Origin of the sequence: Chryseobacterium sp. BGARF1 (genome assembly GCF_001677955.1) — a bacterium.
In the GTDB taxonomy this organism is placed as follows: domain Bacteria; phylum Bacteroidota; class Bacteroidia; order Flavobacteriales; family Weeksellaceae; genus Chryseobacterium.
Genome location: NZ_LELA01000090.1, coordinates 68492 through 93058 on the forward strand (window position 1 = coordinate 68492; position 24567 = coordinate 93058).

22 protein-coding genes are annotated in these 24567 nt (G+C 32.7%); 17 read left to right on the forward strand and 5 right to left on the reverse strand.

What is annotated here, in order from left to right; translation table 11 throughout:
- Window positions 1–5 precede the first annotated feature (5 nt).
- The 9 genes from AB671_RS17170 to AB671_RS17210 all read left to right on the forward strand — a co-directional run bounded on the left by AB671_RS17170 (window position 6) and on the right by AB671_RS17210 (window position 7536).
- Window positions 6–1163 (forward strand): sensor histidine kinase, encoded by a 1158-nt coding sequence (locus tag AB671_RS17170; protein WP_228390886.1) that lies wholly within the window; start codon window positions 6–8, stop codon window positions 1161–1163.
- Window positions 1164–1230: 67 nt separating this feature from the next.
- Complete coding sequence (locus AB671_RS17175; RefSeq protein ID WP_066675691.1) at window positions 1231–1899, forward strand: ABC transporter ATP-binding protein; 669 nt, start codon at window positions 1231–1233, stop codon at window positions 1897–1899.
- A gap of 11 nt (window positions 1900–1910) precedes the next feature.
- Window positions 1911–2483 carry a murein L,D-transpeptidase catalytic domain-containing protein gene (locus tag AB671_RS17180; RefSeq protein ID WP_082987343.1) on the forward strand — a complete coding sequence of 191 codons (573 nt, stop codon included), beginning with the start codon at window positions 1911–1913 and terminating at the stop codon, window positions 2481–2483.
- Between the two features lie 128 nt (window positions 2484–2611).
- Window positions 2612–3289 (forward strand): RadC family protein, encoded by a 678-nt coding sequence (gene radC / locus AB671_RS17185; RefSeq protein WP_066675689.1) that lies wholly within the window; start codon window positions 2612–2614, stop codon window positions 3287–3289.
- Window positions 3286–4194 carry a hypothetical protein gene (locus AB671_RS17190; protein ID WP_082987344.1) on the forward strand — a complete coding sequence of 303 codons (909 nt, stop codon included), beginning with the start codon at window positions 3286–3288 and terminating at the stop codon, window positions 4192–4194. Before radC ends, AB671_RS17190 begins: the two co-directional genes overlap by 4 nt.
- 72 nt (window positions 4195–4266) lie before the next feature.
- Window positions 4267–5199 (forward strand): phytanoyl-CoA dioxygenase family protein, encoded by a 933-nt coding sequence (locus AB671_RS17195; protein WP_066675683.1) that lies wholly within the window; start codon window positions 4267–4269, stop codon window positions 5197–5199.
- 2 nt (window positions 5200–5201) lie between these two features.
- On the forward strand, window positions 5202–6356 hold the full coding sequence (locus AB671_RS17200; RefSeq protein ID WP_157444238.1) for a glycosyltransferase family 39 protein: 1155 nt from the start codon (window positions 5202–5204) through the stop codon (window positions 6354–6356).
- A gap of 35 nt (window positions 6357–6391) precedes the next feature.
- Complete coding sequence (locus AB671_RS17205) at window positions 6392–6904, forward strand: hypothetical protein (protein WP_066675677.1); 513 nt, start codon at window positions 6392–6394, stop codon at window positions 6902–6904.
- A 20-nt stretch (window positions 6905–6924) separates the two neighbouring features.
- Window positions 6925–7536: an inorganic pyrophosphatase gene (locus tag AB671_RS17210; RefSeq protein ID WP_066675676.1), complete on the forward strand. Its 612-nt coding sequence runs from the start codon at window positions 6925–6927 to the stop codon at window positions 7534–7536.
- A 75-nt stretch (window positions 7537–7611) separates the two neighbouring features.
- Here the strand turns inward: AB671_RS17210 and AB671_RS17215 are convergent, their stop codons facing one another.
- Window positions 7612–8571: a transporter gene (locus AB671_RS17215; RefSeq protein WP_066675675.1), complete on the reverse strand. Its 960-nt coding sequence runs from the start codon at window positions 8569–8571 to the stop codon at window positions 7612–7614.
- Between the two features lie 40 nt (window positions 8572–8611).
- Window positions 8612–10318, reverse strand: a complete 1707-nt coding sequence (locus AB671_RS17220) for an amidohydrolase (protein WP_066675674.1) — start codon at window positions 10316–10318, stop codon at window positions 8612–8614.
- A 134-nt stretch (window positions 10319–10452) separates the two neighbouring features.
- Here AB671_RS17220 and AB671_RS17225 point away from each other — a divergent pair, with 134 nt between their 5' ends.
- Window positions 10453–13188 (forward strand): sodium-translocating pyrophosphatase, encoded by a 2736-nt coding sequence (locus AB671_RS17225; protein ID WP_066675673.1) that lies wholly within the window; start codon window positions 10453–10455, stop codon window positions 13186–13188.
- An 81-nt stretch (window positions 13189–13269) separates the two neighbouring features.
- Here AB671_RS17225 and AB671_RS17230 read toward each other — a convergent pair whose 3' ends face one another.
- Both AB671_RS17230 and AB671_RS17235 read right to left on the reverse strand, forming a co-directional pair.
- Entirely contained in the window at window positions 13270–14136 is an 867-nt protein-coding gene (locus tag AB671_RS17230) for a hypothetical protein (RefSeq protein ID WP_066675671.1), read from the reverse strand.
- 116 nt (window positions 14137–14252) lie between these two features.
- Window positions 14253–15392: an aminotransferase class I/II-fold pyridoxal phosphate-dependent enzyme gene (locus AB671_RS17235; protein WP_066675670.1), complete on the reverse strand. Its 1140-nt coding sequence runs from the start codon at window positions 15390–15392 to the stop codon at window positions 14253–14255.
- 82 nt (window positions 15393–15474) lie between these two features.
- Here AB671_RS17235 and AB671_RS17240 point away from each other — a divergent pair, with 82 nt between their 5' ends.
- The 7 genes from AB671_RS17240 to AB671_RS17270 all read left to right on the forward strand — a co-directional run bounded on the left by AB671_RS17240 (window position 15475) and on the right by AB671_RS17270 (window position 21377).
- Entirely contained in the window at window positions 15475–16530 is a 1056-nt protein-coding gene (locus tag AB671_RS17240) for a M28 family metallopeptidase (protein ID WP_066675668.1), read from the forward strand.
- 23 nt (window positions 16531–16553) lie between these two features.
- Window positions 16554–17000 (forward strand): GNAT family N-acetyltransferase, encoded by a 447-nt coding sequence (locus tag AB671_RS17245; RefSeq protein ID WP_066675666.1) that lies wholly within the window; start codon window positions 16554–16556, stop codon window positions 16998–17000.
- Entirely contained in the window at window positions 16997–17365 is a 369-nt protein-coding gene (locus AB671_RS17250) for a VOC family protein (protein WP_066675663.1), read from the forward strand. Before AB671_RS17245 ends, AB671_RS17250 begins: the two co-directional genes overlap by 4 nt.
- Window positions 17366–17368: 3 nt before the next feature.
- Complete coding sequence (locus AB671_RS17255) at window positions 17369–17893, forward strand: endonuclease V (protein WP_066675662.1); 525 nt, start codon at window positions 17369–17371, stop codon at window positions 17891–17893.
- Between the two features lie 214 nt (window positions 17894–18107).
- Complete coding sequence (locus tag AB671_RS17260; protein ID WP_066675659.1) at window positions 18108–18566, forward strand: hypothetical protein; 459 nt, start codon at window positions 18108–18110, stop codon at window positions 18564–18566.
- 425 nt (window positions 18567–18991) lie between these two features.
- Entirely contained in the window at window positions 18992–20632 is a 1641-nt protein-coding gene (locus AB671_RS17265; RefSeq protein WP_066675657.1) for a sensor histidine kinase, read from the forward strand.
- Complete coding sequence (locus AB671_RS17270; RefSeq protein WP_066675655.1) at window positions 20625–21377, forward strand: LytR/AlgR family response regulator transcription factor; 753 nt, start codon at window positions 20625–20627, stop codon at window positions 21375–21377. The genes AB671_RS17265 and AB671_RS17270 overlap by 8 nt, the downstream gene beginning before the upstream one ends.
- 250 nt (window positions 21378–21627) lie before the next feature.
- Here the strand turns inward: AB671_RS17270 and uvrA are convergent, their stop codons facing one another.
- On the reverse strand, window positions 21628–24414 hold the full coding sequence (gene uvrA, locus AB671_RS17275) for an excinuclease ABC subunit UvrA (RefSeq protein WP_066675653.1): 2787 nt from the start codon (window positions 24412–24414) through the stop codon (window positions 21628–21630).
- Window positions 24415–24567 lie beyond the last annotated feature (153 nt).

Below are 24567 nucleotides of genomic sequence, written 5' to 3' on the forward strand. Positions count from 1 at the left end.
TAGAGTTGAAAAAAAGATCCATTTTCGCCAGATTCAACAACTGGTTTATTTTTTCTCTAATGACATTGGTGGTTGTAGCAATTGTAATTGCTTCAACGATGGTCGTAAATTACTTAAAGAAAGATGAAGTAAAGAGAGTTGACATTTTGGTAAAAGCTATAAAATTTCAACAGGATGTTACCCCCAGTCTTGAAGTACAGGAATTACTTCTTGCTATTTATAGCTCAAACACAACAATTCCTGTGATTATTTTAGATAAAAATGATCAGATTATAGAGTATAAACATTTGCCAAAAGAAATTGGCGATGATTCTCAGGCTATCATTGCTGAAGCAAAGAAAATGGAGAAAAAATATCCTGCCATAGAAATAAAAGTTCAGGGTGGAAATGATCAGTTTGTGTATTATGACAACTCAAAAATGTTGAATAATCTACAATATTTCCCTTTTCTTTTAGGATTTTTTGTGCTGTGTTATTTCCTATTTTCATTCTGGTTTTTAAGAACAGTGAAAAAGACCGACGAAGGTTACCTTTGGGCAGGTTTAGCAAAAGAAACGGCTCATCAAATTGGAACTCCGCTATCATCAATGATGGGTTGGATGGAAATTATGAAGCTTGAAAACCCAGATTCAGACGGTGTTGTCGAAATAGAAAAAGATATTGAAAGACTCAGAACAATTTCCGAAAGATTTTCTAAAATAGGTTCAGTTCCCGAACTGAATGATGTGAATTTTAATGAAACTATCAAAGAGAATTACGATTATCTGAAAACAAGAATTTCAAGGAAAATAGATTTTTCGCTTTTGCTTCCTACCTATAATATTTTGGTTCCGCACAACAAAATTCTGATGAGTTGGGTGATTGAAAATTTGGTAAAAAATGCAGTTGATGCTATGAAAGGGGAAGGCACTTTACAAATGTCGGTTTTCGAACGCAACAAAAATATTCTGGTTGAAGTAAAAGATAGCGGAAGCGGAATGACAAAATACCAGGCTCAAAACGCTTTTAAACCAGGGTATTCTACAAAAAAACGTGGTTGGGGATTAGGTTTAAGCTTAGCCAAAAGAGTCGTACAGGAATATCATAATGGGGATATTAAGATCTCTCAAACAGAAGTAGGAAAAGGAACTACTTTTAGAATTGTAATTAAAAAAGAAAAATAATAAAAGAAATTAATGCCAAAAGCTAATTGCTAAAAGCCAGAAGCAAAAATTTCACTATTTTTGAAGCATGATTAAAGCGAGTAATATCCATAAATCTTATGGAAGTCTGGAAGTATTGAAAGGAGTTGATATTCACATCAAAACTGGGGAAGTGGTCTCTATTGTTGGAGAATCAGGAGCCGGAAAATCTACATTGCTACAGATTTTAGGAACTCTAGATACTCCTTCCACTCCTAAAAATTATGACACTGAGATTTTGCTGAATGACCAATCTTTCATTTATATGAGTGATAAGCAGATTTCAAAATTCAGAAATCAGAATATTGGTTTTGTTTTTCAGTTTCATCAGTTACTTCCTGAGTTTACTGCTTTAGAAAATGTTTTGCTGCCTACCAAAATTGCAGGAACCAGCGAAAAAGAAGCTTTAGATAAGGCTTATCAATTATTTGAAGATCTAAAAATAGTAGAGAGAATTCATCATAAACCCAATCAATTATCGGGTGGTGAAGCACAGAGAGTTGCCGTTGCAAGAGCTTTGATTAACTCACCAAAGATTATTTATGCAGATGAGCCGACAGGAAACTTAGACTCGAAAAACGCCGATGATCTTCACAGGTTATTTTTTGATTTGAGAGATAAATACAACCAAACTTTTGTAATTGTAACGCATAATCCGCAATTAGCAGAAATTACCGATCGCAAACTGGTGATGAAGGACGGATTGATCGTTGAGTAATTTTTAAAAATATGAAATCTTTACTATTTGCATTCTTATTTTTAATTTCTTGTAATCAATCACGAGCTCAGGAAAGTATAGATATTTTACCAAAAGAGAGAATTTCAGAGCTTAAAAATTATATTAAAGATAAAAATTACAACCAAAATCTGGCTGTTTTTGTTAATTTTAAAATTCATTCAGGAAAGTTTCGGTATTTTGTTTACGACTTGAAAAATGATAAAATAGTACAGAAAGCAATTGTTTCTCACGGTTCAGGGTCGGTAATCAAGAATTCTAATCGACTTACATTTTCTAATGTTGAAGGTTCTTACCAATCTTCTTTGGGAAAATATGAAATTAGAGAAAGTTATTCCGGTCAATTCGGAAAAGCATATCGTTTAAAAGGTTTAGATCCTACCAACAGCAACGCAATGCAGCGTGCAATTGTGTTACACTCTTTTGGATGTGTTCCGGATCAGGAATCTCAGAATCTGGCCTGTTTAAGCTTAGGTTGTCCGATGCTTTCAGCAAAAGCTTTTAAAGAAACCGCAAAACATGTAGACCAATCGAAAAAGAGCATTATTTTGTATGCTTTTTATTAACTAAATAATTTATAGTTGATAGTTTTTAGTTGATGGTTGTTGGATCGATATTCGATATAATAAAAAAATATATTAATAAATGTTTTCAATAACTAATAACTAAACCCCATAACCTAAACCCTAAAATTATGTCTATAAAATTTTTGGCAGAAGACGACAGACCGAGAGAAAAGTTTTTATTGAAAGGTAAAAACGCACTTTCTGACTCTGAACTTTTGGCAATTATTATGGGCAGTGGAAATAGGGACGAAACTGCGGTAGAACTGGCAAGAAAAATTCTGGCATCAGTTGATAATAATTGGCATCAGCTAAGCTTATTAACAGTTAAAGATTTAATGAAGTTCAAGGGGATTGGTGAAGTAAAAGCCATTTCAATTGCCACTGCTTTAGAAATTGGAAAAAGAAGAGCGAGTCAGGAAATTCCCGAAAAGCCTACGATTTCAAGCAGTAAAGACGCTTACAACATCCTGAAAATTCATTTATCAGATCTCAGAACCGAAGAGTTTTGGGCTCTCTTTCTAAACCAAAGCAATAAAGTGATTCATATTGCTCAACTGACGCAAGGTGGAATTAATCAGTCGATTGTAGACATCAGAATACTTTTCAAAACAGCATTAGAACATTTTTCGACAGGAATTATTATTTCTCACAACCATCCATCAGGAAATTTAAAATCCAGTGCAGAAGATATCAATATAACCAAAAGAGTGAAAGAAGCAGGAAATGTGATGAGCATTCAGCTTTTGGACCATTTAATTATTACCCAAAACGCATATACAAGTTTTGCAGACGAAGGATTATTATGATTAGAAGATTAAAATACAATGAAATTGATTTTGAAAAATATACTCAATGCCTGGAAAGTTCTGCACAGCGAAAATATTCTGCAACTAGACAGTTTTTGGATATTTCTTCTGACAAAAAATGGGAACTTTTGGTGTATGGAGATTATGAAGCCGTAATGCCTGTTCCTTATGTATTTAAATCTAAAATCAAGATTGTTCATAATCCTATGCTTTGTCAGCAATTAGGCATATTTTCAAAAGAGGATAATGTAGAAATTAATGAACGATTTTTAAACTTTTTAGAGAAAAATTATCTTATCCGAATTTATAGTTTTAATGAATTTAATCATTTCAAAACGTCTTTAAAGTCTAAAAAAAATTATCTTATACCTCCGAATGATCATGAAACGGTTTATGGTAAATATTCTCCAAAAAGAAAGAGAAAGCTTAGACTGGATGAGGATGTTGTAAAAAATTCTGAGATAAAAAATATCAGTTTTTCTCAGGCTGAAAGCTTTATCAAAGAAAATTTCCTGGGAGCAGATAAAGAAGAAGATATCGATTTGTTCATTTCAATTTTCAAAAATATGTTTGAAGCCAACTGTCTGAATTTTTCAGCCTTTTATCTCCATAAAAAGATCATCAATATTGTTGTTACTTATTTTGATGATCTTACAGTCGCTCTTTTGGGAACATTTAATGATAAAGAATTAGTTAAAGTGTCGGGTGCTTCTACATTGATAGACAATTGTATAAAAGAAAACATCTCAACCAAAATATTTGATTTTGAAGGCAGTGAACTACCGAATGTTGAAGAGTTTTTCAGAGGTTTCAGACCCGAACTTCGTCCTTATCATCTGATTGAATATTCTAAAAAAAAAATCATTAAAAAATTACTAAGCTTGAAATTTATCATGAAACTTTAATTTAATCACGTTCTTTAGAATAGTTCTATATATTATTCTTAAATTTATAAAAGTATTTACAAACTGCACACAATGCTAAAGAAGATTCGCCATTATAAGTTGCCTTACATGATTTATAATTTTTTCAACAAAAAAAAATTACAGCATAATATTCCGCTTTATAAAAAATACGGTCTTGATAAAAGCTATTTTTCGAGTATCTCAAGCAAAGACTTTGCGTATTTGCCTGAAAATGAAAGAAAATTTGATGAGCAAAAACTTTTCAATACCGAATTTTACAAAAGTCTTTCCGAAGAAAATAAAATCAGTGCAAAAGGTTTTGATGATAACGGTTTTTTGGTTCTACGAAATTATCTTAAACCCGAAACTGCCGATCAGATCAACGATGAAATTGAGAAACTCATGAAAGATGGAACCATCAAGTTCCGTTATGGCGGTAAATTAATGTTCGTTATTCATCATTCTGAAATCATAAAAAATATTGGAAATGACAAAAACTTACTAGAATTTTTATCTGTTTTAATCGATGGTGATGCTAAATTGTTTCAGAGTATTAATTTTATCAATGGAAGTCAGCAAAAAACACATTCAGATAGTATTCACATGACGACTTACCCTTTGGGCGGTCTTCTAGGAGTTTGGATTGCTTTGGAAGATGTGGATGAAACAAATGGCGCTTTACATTATATTCCGGGAAGCCATAAGCTTCCATATTTCTTAAACTCTGACTATGATAATGAAGGAACAGCTTTCAAAATCGGTAAAAAGAGCTATTTGGCTTACGAAGAATTTCTTGAAAATAAAGTGAAAGAATTAGGCTTAAAAAAAGAAGTTTTCAGAGCTAAAAAAGGAGATCTTTTGATTTGGCATGCTAATATTCTTCACGGTGGCGAACCACATTTAGACAAAACAAAAACAAGAAAAAGCTTAGTTTATCATTATTTTGACGAAAAAAGCGTGTGTTATCATGAGGTTACGCAAAGACCTGCATTATTTGAATTGTAAAGATGTCTAAAAAAACGAATCTGATCTTGAAGGTTTTACTTTCACTCTATTTATGCTGTATGTCGTATTATCTTTATACACATCAATATTATAATGTAGATATTGAGGCATATATGGGATTGCTGTATAAAGCTGAATATCCTGAAATGAATATCGAAGAAATTCATAAAAAAGTTTTTGCAGAGTTAGATGAAAAAAGACCAGGAATGTTTGAGTCTGATCTTTCACATGAAGAGACCGCCAAGGGAGAAAATACTTATTACAAAACCATCTCAGAAGATCCAAAAGTTTTTGAAGAAGAATTGCAGCTGTTTTCGGTAAAACCATTTTATAATTTTGTTAATTTAGTATTTTTCAAAGCTGATTTTGCGGCATCGACCTCTACATTTTTGATCTCGATATTATCTTATGCTTTAATACTTTGGTTTGTTTTTCTATTTTTATCAAAGATCCTTAACAACCATCAGTTAGCATTTTTGTTAACTTTATTATTATCGCTTTTTAAACCGCTTTTAGAATCGAGTAGGCATGCTTCCCCTGATAGCTTATCCTGTTTGCTTTTACTTTTAAGTTTTTATGTTTTTATCATTAAACGAGATCTTCTCATTGCAACCATTTTTGCAATGCTCTGCATTTTAACCAGACCAGAATATTTCATCTTCTATTCATTCATTTATATTTTGACCTTTATCCAAAGAAGAAAATTAGAAATTAAGAATCATGAATTTACTATTTCTTTTGTGTACTTATTTCTGTCTTTTGGAGTAGTGCAGTATTTTAATCAGATTTCCTGGTCTACATTATTTATGAATCAGTTTACGAAAGTTCAGCTATATCCGATTTCAAACCCGGATACATTTAATTTTCAGGATTATTTACACTTTATTACATCCAAAATATTATTTGAATTTAATTCATCATATTTCTTATTACTGTTGATTTTTATTACAGTAATTGTTTACAATAAATTTTCTTTTCAGAAGAAAAACTATGTGCCATATCTATTTTTTGGAGTTATTTATCTCTCTATTTTCCTTAGGTTTTTGATTTTTCCAACGATGGCCAACAGAATGATGATCGGTTATTATCTCATCATTATACTGGGTTTAATTTACATTCAAAGTTCAAAAGAAGATTTATTTAAAAAACTTTCCTAAGAGCCAATTTATTAGTAATTTTGCTACCTCAAATTATGACAGATTTTTCAGACTATTTACCCTATGCAGCTGCATTAGTTATAGCAATTCCGTTTTTGGTCTTGCTGAGACAATTTGTGTATTCTTACATAAACTTAAAAAATCAGGAGATCAAACTACTTTCTGTAAAGTCTAATTCTGAAAACAAAACCCATTCTTATGAAAGAATGACCCTTTTTTTGGAAAGAATAAAACCTTCAAACCTTATTCTTAAGTTTGATAAAGACCTTGCAGCTCATGAGTTTGTATTTCTTACCGAGAAAACCATCAACGAAGAATTTGATTACAATGCTTCACAGCAACTTTATTTAACAAAAAATTCATGGCAAAATATCGTAGATTCTAAAAATGCAATCATAGATTTGCTACACAAAACCTACGAAAGTCTTAATAATAACCCGAATCTTAATGAATATAAAACCGTTTTTATCATGAATTATATGAATGATAATGATTACATCGGTGCAACGATAGAAGATTTGAGGAGAGAAATTTTAATAATAGCTTAATTAAATAATAAATATAAATAATGATTCCAAATTTTAAAGCACATCCGTGGCATGGGATTTCTGCAGGAGAAGATGCGCCAAACGTGGTCAACGTATTCGTGGAAATAGTTCCTTCAGACACAATTAAATACGAAATAGATAAAGAAACTGGTTACCTTAAAGTAGACAGACCTCAGAAGTTTTCTAACATTATTCCTGCATTATACGGTTTTGTTCCTAGAACTTACTGTAATGAGGAAGTAATGAAATTGGCAGTAGCAAGCGGTGCAACAGACGTTACAATGGGAGATCATGATCCTTTGGATATCTGTGTATTAAGCTCTCACAACATTCACTCAGGAGGACTTTTGATGGAAGCTATTCCAATCGGAGGTTTCAAAATGATCGACGGAGGTGAAGCTGATGATAAAATTGTTGCCGTAATGGTAAGTGATCACGCATTCGGTCATTTCAGAGATATTTCAGAATTGCCTGAAGCTGAAGTAAAAAGATTGATGCACTATTTCTTAACGTACAAAAACTTACCTGATGAGCCTGCAAAATGTAGAATTCAGGAGGTTTACGGAGCAGAACATGCAAGAAAAGTAATTGTAGCTTCTCAGGAAGATTACGCAAGCAAATTTGGAGGATAAAATTCTTCTTAATTTAAATAAAAAAAGGGTAGATGAACAATTCATTTACCCTTTTTTTATTTACAGCTTACATATTTAATGAGAAGAAGAAGGAATTAAAATATTGACTCCGGCCTGTATGGCAGTTCCTCCAAACCGATTCTCGGCTGCAAAATTTTGGGTAACCCTTGCCATAACTCCAATTTTCATCGGAACAATCCAGTATGAGCCAAAAGCGCCAACTCCCGCAATTTGATCAGACGCAAAACCACCGTTAGTACCTTTATCATCACCTACTTGAGTGGCGTAATGAGCAAAAACACCCATTTCATCTCCTCTTGAGTTTAAAACATGTGATCCACCAGCATCAATTGTAAAATGAGTTCCTTCTTTAAAATCTGTATCTTTTTGCCATTGATTTACCTCTAAAGTAGTTGCCAAACTAATATTGGTTTTAGAAGTAGGTTTCATTTTCCCGGCTACACGAATGTTATGCGACCAATAGCCATGCCCTCCGTTATCCAAATCGTGTGGTTTATATTTCCCAGTAGGAGCCCAAACTCCGTAATTTAAAGCATAACTGAATTTTCCTTTTGTCCAGGATAACCAAACGGGTTGAATATACATATCGCCAATTCCAATGCTCTTATTTGTGAAAACGTAAGTTCCTGAACCTGTTTGGCTGGAATAATAATCTAAAGCAATATTGGCCGTTGGACTATTCAATGTAGGAATGATCATCATTCCCCAATTAGCCCCCAAAATTTTACCTTTTCCTCCATAAATAGCCATTAGAATAAAAGAATTGGTGACTACATTTTGTTTGATTTTAAGATCTGTAGGGTTTCCCGGTGCGGGATTTATTAGCTCATCAGATTTTTTTCCTGCAGCATTATGGTAGTCCATATTTGCATACCCATACCATACAGGAATAATCCATCCGGCATGAGGTGCAAAATAATCATTAGGGTTAAAGGAAGATCCATTGTAATGACCTTGCCCAAATATGAGTGTTCCTGAAAACAGGAAAACAATGCATGAGATAATTTTTTTCATAATCATGATGTTTTTAATGAAATTATATTTCTGTGATCATTTACTTTCTAATGTACACAGGGATACCCTCTTTTATGGTCTCTAAAACATTAAGACTTCTAATTTTTTCAGGATCTATGGTTAAAGGATTTTGATCAAGTATGACAAAATCTGCCAATTTTCCTTCTTTAATAGAACCTTTTGTATTTTCTTCCTGAAGTTGATAAGCAGCATTAATGGTAATGGCTTTAAATGCTTCAAGGGCAGTAATCCTTTCATTAGGTCCTAAAATTCTTCCAGAACGGGTTTTTCGGTTAACTGCAGCATAAACAGCAGTAATAAGATCGGGTGGAGTAACCGGCGCATCATGATGAATGGTGAAGATAATTCCTGCCTTTAATGCAGAGTTTGCCGGGCTGATAAAAGAAGCTCTTTCGGGACCAAAAACACTCGAATAATGCCAATCACCCCATAAATAAGTGTGAGTAGAAAAATAAGACGGAATAACACCTAAATCTTTTATTTTTTGAATATGATCAGGACGGCTATTTTGTACATGAATGAGCGTTGCGCGTAATTCGGGAGTATAAATATTTTCGTCTTTTAATCTTTTAATAACACGTATCGCCTGATCGATTGCAGCATCACCATTTACATGAAGCTGAGCCGTAATATGATTTTGAAATAAAGTTTTCAAATCTTCATACAAAACTTCGTCAGTAAATATTGGAAATCCTTTATAATCTTTAGACTGCCCGTCAGGTGGAACAAGATAAGGCTGTGTAAGCCAGGCTGTTTTACCTTGCGGAGACCCATCATCCGAAAATTTAAATCCTGCAAGCTTTAAATGATTTTTATATTTCATGTATTTAGGTTTAAAAACATCTAAATCTTTTTTAAAATATTCATAATCCGGAAAATAAACAACGTCGGCTTTAAATAAATGTTCAGCAGCGGCTTGTTCCAAAAGATCGACAGTTTCACCCATCGTTCTGCCATCACAAATTGTGGTTTGCCCGTAGCTCAACCATTCTTCTTGAGCTTTCATAAGATTCTCCATTGCCTGAGCTTTAGAATCACCGGTTTTCATTTTTTCAGTAATCGTAAGCAAGGCCGTAAAGCTAGCATTCTCTTCTAATTTTCCATTTAATTTTCCATTTTTATCTCTGCCTAAATGCCCTCCGCTAGGATCTTTTGATGAATCTGATAAATTGAGCAACTTGAGCATCGCAGAATTCACCACACTGGCATGACCGGAAGTATGAATGACAATAATGGGATTGGTCGTGCTGATTGCATCAAGCTCTTCTTTTGTTGGATGTCGGTGTTCTACCATAATGGCATCATCGTATCCATTTCCGATAATAGGTTGACCTGCTGGAATTTTATTTTTTTTGATAAAATCTCTAATCGTATTTTGCAGATCTTTAATAGAATTCACAGTTCCGTAAGGTTCCGGAAATAAGTCTATCGCCTGTATTAATCCCGCTCTTGAGGTAAAATGGCTATGTACATCTATAAAACCGGGTAACAAAGTTCTGCCTTTAAGATCAATCTTTTTTGTTTTGCTGTTGACATGAAGGTCAGCATCAGTCCTTGATCCTGCAAAAAATATTTTTCCATTTTTTACAACAACGGCTTCTACTTGAGGAGAGGTGTCTTCCATGGTCAAAATAGTTCCACCAAAATAAAGTGACTCTGCGGATTTTCTGCTTTGACAACTACTAATGAGTAGTGCTGAAATTGATAGATAAAGTAAAACTTTCATGATAATTATGGTAATAGGGTGTTCTATAAAATTACAACAAAATATAATATTCACACTCATGTTTACAAAGTATTTGTAAAATTTATTATATTTATAAAGATAATCACGAAGTTTTAATATAAAAATAATAAACTATGGACTTATTTGTTTTAGTACCTATTTTTGGTGTTATTGCCCTGATCTATACTTTCATTCAAAGTAACTGGGTAAGTAAGCAAAATGCTGGAAATGAAAAAATGAAAGTAATCAGCGGACATATCGCTGACGGTGCAATGGCTTTTCTAAAGGCCGAGTACAAAATCATGATGTATTTCGTAATTATTGTTGCCATTTTATTAGCCGTGATGGGAATGACCAATTCGAATTCACACTGGAGTATTGGAATTGCATTTGTAATCGGAGCTATCTTATCTGCTTTGGCAGGTTTTATAGGAATGAAAATCGCAACAAAAGCCAACGTAAGAACTGCCGAAGCTGCAAAAACTTCTTTATCAAAAGCCCTTAAAGTATCTTTTACCGGAGGTTCTGTGATGGGAATGGGAGTTGCAGGATTAGCGGTTTTAGGTTTGGGATCTGTGTATTTAATTATCAAACAAATCTTTGCTCCAGATTCGACAGTAGATTCCCACGAAATGGAAAGAACTATTGAAATCCTGACAGGATTTTCTCTTGGTGCTGAATCTATTGCATTATTTGCAAGAGTAGGAGGCGGAATTTATACCAAAGCAGCCGATGTTGGAGCAGATTTAGTAGGAAAAGTAGAAGCGGGAATTCCTGAAGACGACCCTCGAAATCCAGCTACAATTGCTGATAATGTAGGTGATAATGTAGGTGATGTTGCAGGAATGGGTGCAGATTTATTTGGTTCGTATGTAGCGACAGTTTTAGCAACAATGGTTTTGGGTCGAGAAACTATTTCAATCGATAATTTTGGAGGTTTTGCTCCGATCTTATTACCTATGCTTATTGCCGGAACAGGAATTATTTTTTCAATGATCGGTACTTTATTCGTTAAAATTAATGATAACGAAGGAGCATCCACATCCAATGTACAAAACGCTTTAAATTTAGGAAACTGGGGAAGTATCATCATCACAGCAATAGCTTCGTACTTTTTGGTCACTTATCTTTTACCTGAAAAAATGGTTTTAAGAGGTCATGAATTTACCAAAATGGGCGTTTTTGGAGCCATCATTGTTGGTTTGGTTGTAGGAACTTTAATGAGTATTATCACAGAATTTTATACCGCAATGGGAAAAAGACCTGTTTTAAGTATTGTGAGACAGTCTTCTACCGGTCACGCAACCAATATCATTGGCGGGCTTGCCGTGGGAATGGAATCAACACTTTTACCAATTCTCGTTCTGGCAGGAGGAATTTATGGTTCCTATTTATGTGCCGGATTATACGGTGTTGCAATTGCAGCAGCAGGAATGATGGCAACTACAGCAATGCAGTTGGCAATCGATGCTTTCGGACCCATTGCAGATAACGCAGGAGGAATCGCTGAAATGAGTGAACTGCCTAAAGAAGTTCGTGAAAAAACAGATATTCTAGATGCCGTAGGAAACACGACAGCCGCAAGCGGAAAAGGTTTTGCAATCGCTTCTGCAGCATTAACAGCATTAGCTTTATTTGCAGCATTTGTTGGAATTGCAGGAATTGATGGGATTGATATTTATAGAGCTGATGTTTTGGCCGGATTATTTGTCGGCGGAATGATTCCGTTTATATTTTCATCTTTGGCGATTACTGCAGTTGGACAGGCTGCAATGGCGATGGTAGAAGAAGTGAGAAGACAGTTTAGAGAAATTCCTGGGATCCTTGAAGGAACAGCCGAACCTGAATATCAAAAATGCGTAGCGATTTCTACCGATGCTTCCATCCGTAAAATGATGCTTCCTGGTGCAATTGCAATTATATCACCTTTATTGGTAGGTTTTATTTTCGGGCCTGAAGTTTTGGGAGGTTTTCTTGCTGGAGCAACGGTTTGTGGAGTTTTAATGGGAATTTTCCAAAATAATGCAGGTGGAGCTTGGGATAATGCTAAAAAATCTTTTGAAAAAGGTGTTGAAATCAACGGGCAAACGTATTACAAAGGTTCAGAACCACATAAAGCGTCTATAACAGGAGATACAGTGGGAGATCCGTTTAAAGATACTTCTGGACCTTCGATGAATATCTTAATTAAATTAATGTCGATTGTTTCTTTAGTCATTGCACCTACTTTAGCTGTGTTACATAAAGATAAAATTGAAGCCAACAGAAAAGCAAAAATTGAAGCTTTAACCAGGGTTTCGGGAATAACTCCTGTTGTTGTAAATTCTGTACACAATACAGTTATTTTGGCTCCGAAAGTCATTAAAGGATATCTGAATGAAGAAGGAGATTTTGTTTATGATACCGGAAAAATTCAGGAAGTAGAACTGGAAGACGGAAAAAAATTGACCATCGGTGAAGGCAGTCAGTTGCTTCAGATGTATAACGCTATAAAAAGTAATGATAAAACTGTTTTAGATCCAAATAATTGGTACACACTAGAAAACTTTTATTTTGAAAGCGGTTCAAGTGAAATTAAGGAAAAGGCGGAAGCCCAATTGTTGAATTTGGTTGAAATCATGAATACTTATCCGAATATGAGAATAAAGCTCGCCGGATACACGGATAACACCGGAAATCAGGAAACCAATGTGAAGCTTTCAAATTTAAGAGCGCAGACCACAAAACTGAAACTATTGGAATTGGGAATTGCAGGACATCGTATAGAAACAGAAGGCTATGGCTCAATGTATCCTGTGTGTGAAGCTAATGACACCGATGAATGTCGCGCAAAAAACAGAAGAATTGATCTAAGGGTTCTTTCCCTTTAATTAAAATTAATAAACAGAAGCACTGCAAAACGCAGTGCTTTTTTATTTGTTAGAAATAAATATTCAAAGTTTAAAATTATATTATTTCAAGTTTTTTAATGTTTCTTTCAGAATGAAAATATTAATTTTTATAGGATTTGTCGATATTTCGTCAGGAATACTTGCTACACTGTTGAAACTTTTCTTAAGCATATCATACGCAATAGAAGCATCTTCTTCATCATAAAACAAATCATTCCACTTTTCGTTTTTGTAATGATTTTTTAATGCAATTCCATTTCCATAAAATTTAAAAGGTAAAGGTTCTAAATAAAGAGTCATCGCAACTTTCTTTTCAGATTCGTGATATTCCAAAAAAGCAATAGAAAACTGCAAAGCATTTTCTATTCTAGATCTTATTTTTTCTTTTGTTTGTTTACTCTTATTTTTTATCCGCCATTTATTTAATTCATTAGCCGTAAAGTTATATTTCGAGAGGCTTACATCATTATAATCATCTTTTTTATATTTAAATTCCATTCCCTTAACTTGCTTTTGTTCAGGAAAAATCAGTTTCATATTTCTGTCGTTTTTAGAAATTATTTTAGATGTGAATTCTGGACTGTTCTTATGATTTTGAGTTTCAAAATAAATTATTGAGTCTTTTACTGACCACGTTCCGAAATAAACTTCGGTGTTATTATCATTTTCACTCAGCGAATCTTTAGGAATACTCGGTAAAGTTATAGGGCTTAATTCTCCGTGATCTACGAACAAAAAAGAATTATCACCAGAAAGAGTTATATATGATGTGTATGATGAATAATCATCTTCTTTATACCTATCTGCTTCATTACTTGCATTACTATAAGTAAATTTCCATGTTCCAACCAAAGGATCTTTTTTGGTACACGAATAAAATAAGATGATGATACATAAATACATCAAGATTTTTTTTGAGATCTTCATTGAAGTTATTTTTATTAAGTTTTATTTTCTATGGAAGTTTCCTTTATCATTTAAAACTAAATGATAAAGGAAATTGAAAAATGTAAATTTTATGGATTAAGAATTTCTGCTAATAGTTACAATTCTTTCTTCAAATGCTCTAACGCCTGAATAATCACTTCATCTTTTTTAGCAAAACTGAATCTGATATAATCTGAATCTGTTTTAGAATTATAAAATGCTGAAAGCGGTAAACAAGAAACTTTTTTTTCTACAGTTAACCATTTAGAAAATTCAATATCGGTCATCGTTTTAGAAACATTTCTAAAATTTACAATCTGAAAAAATCCACCTTGAGATATTTCTTCAACAACTAAAGGGGTAGATTGTATCAATTCATTAAAAATATTACGCTTATTCTCCATGATTTTTTGATTTTCAGAAGGGTCAAAAACATCAAGGTACCTTGCAATGGCATATTGACAGGGTGAATTGGAACTGTACGAAATATATTGCTGATAATTTCTGAAATTTTCAAGTAGACCTTCTGAAGCTAAAATATAACTTACTTTCCAGCCTGTTGCGTGAAACATTTTACCAAAAGAAAAAATACAGAATGTCTTTTTCCTTAACTCAGGATGCAAAAACGAACTGTAATGTTCCGCATTATCATAATGGTAAATATCATAAACTTCTTCTGAAATAAGATAAATTTCCTGATGTTTTATAAGCTCATACAACTGATTCCAATCTTCTTTACCCCAAGTTTTTCCGGTGGGATTTTGGGGAGAATTGACAATGATTGCTTTTGTTTTTACAGAAATACATTGCTTTAGCTTTTCCCAATCAATTTTAAAATCATTCTCCAAATCGTAGTAAACAGGAACACCGCCATTCATAACTATTGAGGGAGCGTACGTATAATAAGAAGGCTGAATAACAATCACTTCATCACCGCTATTTAATATCGATTTTAAGGAAGTGTACAAGCCAAATGTAGAACAAGGAACAATATTCACTTCTTCATATTTTAATTGTATGCTGTTTTTTCTGTTTAAATTAAATTGAATAATTTTTTCAATCAATAAAGAATTTCCCGCCAGCGATTCGTAGCTGTGACTGATCATATCGGCAGATTCTTTAAGAAAATACCGAAGGCGAGGATCAATTTCAAAATCGGGGAGACCTAATGACAAATCATAACTTTTATGCCTGGAAGAAAGCTCCGACATGTCTGTGAAAAATTTATAATCATTAAATCCGTAATTTTTTTCCATAGTGTTTATCAAATATATAAAAAAAATGCAAGCGACAAACAGTTGGAATATTTTTGTTATTTTTAAACAAATATTTTAAATTATGAAGAAATTACTTCTCCCTATATTTTCGGCAACTCTTCTTATCAGTTGCGGAACAGCAAATATTTCTGGTGATCGACAGAATCAAAATCAAAATATAAGTTCAAGTAATTCAAACAATGAAAAAGCTTTTAACAAAGCATATCAACAAATTAAGCTCAAAGACTTAAAGAAAAATCTATACGTAATTGCATCTGACGAAATGGAGGGAAGAGACACAGGAAGTCCGGGTCAGAAGAAAGCTGGAGAGTATATTATTAAATTTTACAAAGACTTAGGGATTTCGTTTCCTAAAAATTTAGGTTCATATTATCAGAAAGTTCCGTCTTCTTATATGAATAAAAGAGGTGGTGGAAATTTACCGGATTCCGAAAATATCCTTGCCTTTATTGAAGGGAGCGAAAAACCTGAAGAAATTATTGTAATTTCTGCTCATTACGATCATGTAGGAACAAAAAACGGAGAGGTTTATAACGGTGCAGATGACGATGGAAGCGGAACTGTCGCAGTGATGCAGATTGCCAAAGCTTTTCAAAATGTTAAAAAGAAAGGAAACGGTCCCAAAAGATCAATCCTATTTTTACATGTAACGGGTGAAGAACACGGTCTTTTCGGATCTTCTTATTACTCTGACAATCCTGTTTTTCCTTTGGCAAATACCGTTGCTGATTTAAATATTGACATGATCGGAAGAGATGATATTGCAAACAGAGGTAAAAATTATGTGTACGTGATTGGTTCTGAAATGTTGAGTTCAGAACTGAAAATAATTAATGAAGCAGCCAACAAAAAGACCAATAACCTAGAATTGAATTATAAATATGATGATCCAAAAGATCCGGACAGATTATATTACCGTTCTGATCATTATAATTTTGCTAAACATGGTATTCCTGTAGCATTTTTCTTTGATGGAATTCATGAAGATTATCACAAATCGACAGATGATGTTGAGAAAATCGATTTTCCATTGCTACAGAAAAGAACGCAACTTGTTTTTGCTACGGCTTGGGAACTGGCCAATCGTGAAGCAAGAATTGTTGTAGATAAAAAATAATATTTCAATTTTTAAATTTCCATATGATTATTCGTGAAGCTAGAGTAGAAGATATTCCACAAATTCAGATGGTAAGAAACTCTGTTAATGAAAATACGTTATCGAATCCTGACCTTGTCACCGATAAAGATTGTGAAAAGTTTATTACAGAAAGAGGAAAAGGCTGGGTTTGCGAAATTGATGGGAAAATTACAGGTTTTTCGATTGTAGACTTAAAAGACCATAACATTTGGGCATTGTTTGTTGATCCCGATTTTGAAAAGAAAGGAATTGGCAAAAAATTACACGACATTATGTTGGATTGGTATTTTACCCAAACCAAAGAAAAAGTTTGGCTTGGAACCTCTCCAAATACACGGGCAGAACTTTTTTACCGAAAATCTAACTGGAAGGAAATAGGAATGCACAGTAAAAATGAAATTAAATTTGAAATGACTTTCGAAAATTGGATTAATAATAAAACGATATGAATCAAAAAATAAAATCAATAAGACCTTTTATCGGCTCAAAAGATTTTGCCGAAAGCAGAGCATTTTACAGAGATTTAGGATTTGAAGAAATGGAAATTGATCCTAAATTTTCAGTGTTTAAAAAAGGAGATTTTGCCTTTTATTTACAAGATTATTATGCAAAAGAATGGATTGAAAATACCATGATCTTCCTCGAAATAGAAAATGTAGATCTTTATTGGGAAGAACTTGTATCGTTAAATTTAAAAGAAAAATATGATTCAATTCGATTAGTTCCTACAAAGACCGAGGTTTGGGGAAAAGAATGTTTTCTTCTTGATCCAGCCGGAGTTTTGTGGCATTTTGGTGAATTTTTTACTTCTTAAAAGATGATTTACGCATTCGACACTTTTTATTACGAAGATTTTGCAAAAACAGTTTGTATTGCATTTGAAGACTGGAATTCTGAAACTGAAAGCTTTATCTATTCCGAAAATACCGAAATCAGTGCTGATTATGAAAGCGGTGCTTTTTACAAAAGAGAATTACCGTGCATTTTGAGTTTGTTAAAGAAAATTGATTTAAAAGAGGGTGATCTCATTATTGTCGATGGTTATGTTACTCTAGATAACAGTGGAAAAATAGGGTTGGGTGGCTATCTTTATGAATCTTTAAACAAGAAATATCCTGTAATCGGTATTGCCAAAAATGGATTTGCAAGTGAAGACAATTTAAGGAAAACTATTTTTCGAGGTGAAAGTAAAACACCTTTATTCCTTACTGCTGTAGGAATTGATACAGATGATACTAAAATCAAGGTCGAAAATATGTATGGAGCGTATAGAATCCCTACATTATTGAAAAAATTAGATCAACTAACAAGAGAGAAAGATGAACTAAATGTGAGAAACTGACAAAAGTCAGTTGAATATTATTTATATTTAGTCTAAATAAATATAAATTTGCTTCAGAATTAAAACGATTCTAAAAACATTACACAGTTCATATCCATATTAATTTTTCATTTTTCAAGAACCGATAAGCCTTGCTTGTCGGTTTTTTATTTTTTAAACATTTTGGATTTACTGATTTAAATTTTTAAATTTGAACATCATTAAACACATAGCCATGAAAAAAATTATAATTCTACTTGCGATAACAAGTTCGTTGTTTGCATTATCACAAAAAAATTACACAAAAATAAACAGTTCTAAAATAAGTACTGAAAGAATAAATGTGAGTGAAAATTTCATCAAAGAATATTACAAAAAATGTGAGAACAAAGATTATTCTCAGTTCACAAATTTTATTTTAGACAAAAGGTTAGAGCGAAAACTTTTTGGTGATTATGAGAAGAAGTGCGAGGAAGTCAATCAATCAGGAAAAATCAATTCCATCAAGTTTAATTCAGCTTATATAAAAGATTACACGAAAAATAGTGATCCAATAGAATTAATTGTTTTCGATGCTGATTTTGAAAAATCTAAAGATCTGAAATACATCAATGTGTGGATTTATCGTGATCAAAACGTCATCAATGGAATCTGGATTTCTAAGGAGAAAGCCTTTGTAAAGTCTAAAGACTAAAAGAACCCGCTCTTTAGAAGCGGATTCAGTAGATAAATACATCTCATTTTTTTAATTAGACAACAACAAAAAAGCACAGCCGACGATGCTGTGCTTAAATTTTTATTTCAAATTTAATTGCGATTTCGAAGTCGAAAAAGGCAAGAAAAAGATTCATGTCATTTTTATTACATAGTAAATGTAGGAATATTTTTAATACAAAATATGAATTTAATGTTAAAATTCACAAGTTATCCACATTTTATTGTGGATAAAATTGAGAAATGAAATCTCAGCTAAAGAATTGAAGCATACTAAATGTATAATGATTAGATCAATATTATGATTTAGAGACAGATTATAGAACAAAAGTAACCCAATTCAAAAAGTGAAGAAATAGCTTTAAAATGATTGATAAGTTTGCTCATCATTTTAAATTTGCAGTAATGAAAAAACTATTTTTATTAACATTTTTATTCTTAGAAAGTACGTTTGTATTTTCTCAAGAAAAAAATAATTATCAAATTGGCCTTGGAGAGACACAAATTGTTCTTTCTAATAATTTTATTTTGCCCAAAAAACCAAGCTCTGACAAAAGCGTACAACTTATAAAAGTCCCCTGGAAAGATCAGATATTAAATGTTTATGGTAATCAGTTATCCATTAATATTTATAATTATATACCACAAAATATAGCTTTTACTGAGTGGATAGCAGATTCTACAAAACTTTCGCAGTATAATTTTGAAAATTTGGAATTTCAGATTTTCAAAAATAATAAGATTTTACATTCATGGAGAAATGTCGAATCCGGTTTTACACTTGATGACAAAACAACAAGGTTGCATAATGGCAAAAATTTAAAAGCTTATAAAATTTTAGATCAAATTCTTGATGAAAATGATATTGTAAAAATCTCATTCAGAACAAAAGGAGGGCAACCATTCTTAAATTGTATCTTAAACAAGATCAGCGATGATAAAGTTCCATTTGTCTGTTCAAACATTCACGACGACAATGATATATCTTTAGAGACTTTTGTAGGAAATGCACTTGTTCAGAAGAAACAACTAAGGTATAGTTTTTACGAAGATTGGCCAAGTTCGTATTTTGCAAAATATCAAGAACCAATTGTGAGAGTGAATGAGAAAACGAAAATTGCTATTTTCTACCGTCCAAAAAGGTCTGTCAGCACCAAAGATATGCTTGAATATAGACTTTTAGAAAATAGTGTACCCACTTCTGAAAAATGGAAAAAAGCGGATGACTTTATCATTCTACATGATTTCAAGCCAGGAAAAAAATATATTCTTCAAGTAAAATATCGAGATGAAAAACAGTTTATTACAAAAGAGTTTTTTTCTGAACCCAAATGGTTTCAAAATATTTGGCTAAAAGTTGCCGTTATCATTTTTATTACCGCTTTATTGGGTCTTATTTTCTTACTTCTGAAAAGCAAAAAAATGAGCAGGTTACAAAAAGAGCAGAAAGCAAAACTTCAATTTATGTCTGCTCAGCTTAATCCTCATTTTTTATTTAACGCTTTAAATTCTATACAAGGTCTTATAAACTCTGGAAATATAGATAAATCTAATACTTATCTTACTGATTTTTCAAAACTGATGCGATCCGTTTTGGATTTTAGTGATAAAGACTTGATTCCTCTTTCTTTAGAAATTAAAGCATTAAAACATTATATTTCTTTAGAACAGCTTCGGTTTTCTTTTAGTTTTGACTTTTTCATTGAAGCAGGAATTCCCGAAACTACAACTGAAGTTTTACCCATGCTTGTACAACCTATTTTAGAAAACTCAATAAGACATGGTATTTCTATTTTAAACGAAGACGGAAAGCTTTCATTTAAAGTCCTGAGAAATAATCAAAATTTAATTTTCGAAATAAAAGATAATGGAAAAGGTTTTGAGACCGATAAAAAAATTTCAGGAAAAGGAATCAATCTTACAAAAGATCGGATTGCATTGTTTAATTCATCATCAGATAAAGTGAAAATTGAGTATCTTGTAGAGTGCAATAATGATGGAACTAAGACATTAATAATTTATAAAAATTTATTAGAGAATGATTAAAGCAATCATTGTAGATGATGAAAAAAATGCAGTGGAAAACTTAAAGCTTATCCTGGAGAAGAAATTTCCAAATGAGATTGATATAGTTGCTACTGCCAATGGTGTAGATCAAGCTTACGATTTATTTCTAAAATTTTTTCCCGAACTTATTTTTCTTGATATTGAAATGCCCACAAAAAATGGTTTTGAACTTTTAAAAATACTAAATAACTATGATTTTGAAGTTGTTTTTGTGACCGCATTTTCGCAGTATGGAATAGATGCAGTGAAATTTTCTGCTTTAGATTATGTATTAAAACCAATTGATTTTAATGAGCTGAATTTATCAATTCAAAAAGCAAAAAAAAGAATTTCAGAGAAAAAAGTAAATAAATCTTTGGAAAATCTTGTAGACTACTTAAAGTACGAAAACGATAAATCTAGCCATAAAATAGCAATCTCTTCGTTGAAGGAAATACATTTTGTTGCAGTCAATGAAATTATTCGATGTGAAAGTTCTAATAGTTATACCACTATTATTCTAGAAAATCGGGAACAAATCGTTTCAACAACTTCTTTGTTTGAATATCAAAGTCTTTTGGAAAAATATGGTTTCATCCGCTGTCATCAATCTCATTTAGTTAATAAGAACTTTATTAAAAGTATTAAAAAATCTGAAGGAAATATACTTTTGCTAACAAATAAAGATGAAATTCCAATGTCTAGGGATAAGAAAAAATTAGTGAAAGATCAATTTAAATTGTAACAGGAATTTTTACCTCAAATGATATTCTCGGAAAACATAAAACTTTCATCAAAATTATAGATCTGAACGGTAGATTAATCGCAGAAAAACTTCATAAAAATTTTTATGAAAGAAAATTTTTAGCAGAAAATCATATGCTTCAGGGCTTATTTGAAAAAAGAAGAACAGTTCAAAGTTTTTAAAATGACTATTAAGTAAACGAAAAGGAAGCATAATTTGCTTCCTTTCTTATTTGTATCGAAAATTTTTATTACAATTTCTCAGCAATATACTTCGCTGTATGCGATTTCTTATTCTTTGCCAGATCTTCCGGAGTACCTGCAAAAACGACTTCTCCGCCGTATTTTCCAGCTTCAGGACCGATGTCGATGATGTGATCGGCGCATTTCATAATATCGGGTTGATGCTCAATAACGATCACAGAATGCCCAAGATCGATCAAAGCTTGCAAAGATTTTAATAATTTCTGAATATCATGGAAATGCAATCCGGTAGAAGGTTCATCAAAAACAAATAATGTTTTATCGGTTGTAACACCTTTTACTAGGAACGAAGCCAATTTCACACGCTGCGCTTCACCTCCTGAAAGGGTAGAAGAACTTTGTCCGAGTTGTAAATATCCCAAACCGACATCTTGAAGGGGGGTCAGTTTTGTAACAATCTTATCTTCTTTATTTTCTCTGAAAAATTCTAATGCTTCATCTACTGTCATGTGAAGGATATCTGAAATGTTTTTTTCGTCGAATTTTACTTCCAGAACTTCATTTTTAAAACGGGTTCCTTTACACGTTTCGCATTCAAGCTCGATGTCTGCCATAAACTGCATCGAAACGCTGATAATACCTTCGCCTTTACATTCGTCACATCTTCCGCCATCAACGTTGAAAGAAAAATGTTTAGGCTTGTACCCCATCATTTTGGCACTTTTCTGCTTAGAGAAGAGATCACGAATATCATCGTAAGCTTTCAGATACGTCACAGGATTTGAACGGGATGATTTTCCAATAGGGTTTTGGTCGATCAATTCAATATGCTTGATCAATTTCTTTGGAAACTCTACAGAATCATAATCTCCTTTTTTTCCGCCCATTCCTAACTGGATCTGAATGTCGTTTGTAAGGATCTCTTTCATTAAAGTAGATTTTCCACTTCCCGAAACTCCTGAAATAACAACTAAACTTTCCAAAGGAATATCTACATCAATATTTTTCAGATTATTGGATCTTGCTCCTTTTATATGAATGAATTCTTTTGCTTTTCTGCGCTTTTCAGGAACTTTTATTTCTAATCTTCCGGTAAGGTATTTTGAAGTCAACGTATCAGCATCTTTAAGCGCTGCATAATCGCCTGCAAAAACCAATTCACCACCTAAATATCCAGCTTCAGGACCAATATCAATAATATAATCCGCGGCTTTCATCACATCTTCATCATGCTCCACAACGATTACCGTGTTTCCAATGTCACGAAGGTTTTTTAAAACCCCAATTAAATTTTCTGTATCCCTAGAATGCAATCCGATCGATGGCTCATCTAGAATATAAATAGATCCTACCAAAGAACTTCCCAAACTTGTCGCCAGATTAATTCTCTGACTTTCACCACCGGAAAGCGTATTTGAAGTACGGTTAATGGTTAAATAACCTAAACCTACTTTGAGTAAAAACTCTAAACGGGTTGTGATTTCGTACAACAATCTTTTTGCAACTTCTTTATCATGTTCTGAAAGTTTTAAAGCTTGTATCAAAGGTAAAAGCTCATCCAAAGGAAGCTCTATCATCGCCTGAATATTGTTTCCGTCGATTTTTACCCAGCTTGTCTCTTCACGTAAACGCAAACCTTCACAAGTCGGGCAAAGCGTTTTACCACGATAACGAGATAACATGACACGATACTGAATTTTATATAAATTTTCTTCAAGCATTTTGAAGAAATTATTCAAAGAGGGGAAGGTACTTTTACCATCACCTTTCCAAAGATAGTTTTTCTGCTCTTTGGTTAATTGATGATAAGGCTTATGAATAGGGAAGTCTTTCGCTTTTTTAATGAAATCTTTTTTCCACTCGCTCATTGTTTCACCTTTCCAGGAAGCAACAGCATCTTCAAAAATCGATAAAGCTTTGTTTGGAATAACCAAATCTTCATCAATTCCGATCACTTTTCCGTAACCTTCACACGTTGGGCAAGCTCCAAAAGGATTATTAAAACTGAAAAAATGAACATTGGGCTCAAGAAATTCTATTCCGTCGAGCTCAAATTTATTTGAAAAGTTTTTTACAGCTCCGGTTTCTGTATTTTTTAAAGCACAATAACCGTGACCTTCATAAAACGCCATCTGAATAGAATCAGCCAAACGCTGAAGAAAACTTTCATCTTCTTCATATGAAAAACGGTCGATCACCAAATTGATTTCCATGCCCTTTTCAGGAGTGAAACCAAAACTTTCCAAATCTTCTATTCCGGCAAGATTCCCGCTAACTTCTAATCTTGTGAAACCAGCCAGTTTTAAAACATTTAAAGTATCTGTAAAGCTTTCAATATCAAAATTCAATGGTGCAGTCAATAAAAACGGAACATTATTTTCAGAATTCTTGATGTAGTCTATAACATCGGTCACCGAATCTTTTTTCACTTCTTCACCTGAAACCGGAGAATATGTTTTTCCGATTCTTGCAAAAAGAAGCTTCATGTAATCATAGATCTCAGTAGAAGTTCCTACCGTAGATCGTGGATTTGAAGAAATTACTTTTTGCTGAATAGCGATTGAAGGAGCCAAACCTTTGATGTCATCAACTTTTGGTTTCTCTAATTTACCTAGAAACTGACGTGCATAAGAACTCAGACTTTCTACATATCTCCTCTGTCCTTCAGCATAAATTGTATCAAAAGCCAAGGAAGATTTTCCGCTTCCTGAAACTCCTGTTATGACAATGAGTTTATTCTTTGGGATTAAAACATCAATGTGTTTCAGGTTGTTAAGATGTGCATTCTTAACGAAAACCTGTTTTTTTATATCTATTTCTGTTGTTGAAGCCATAGTAAAATTAAGACTAACAAAAATACGAATTTTCAATGGATTTTTTCAAAAGAATTATATTTTACTATTTTATTGATTTGAATAAGAATAATTTAAATTACTATAAATCAATACGTAATATTTTTTATAATAAATTAACATAAAAACATTTCT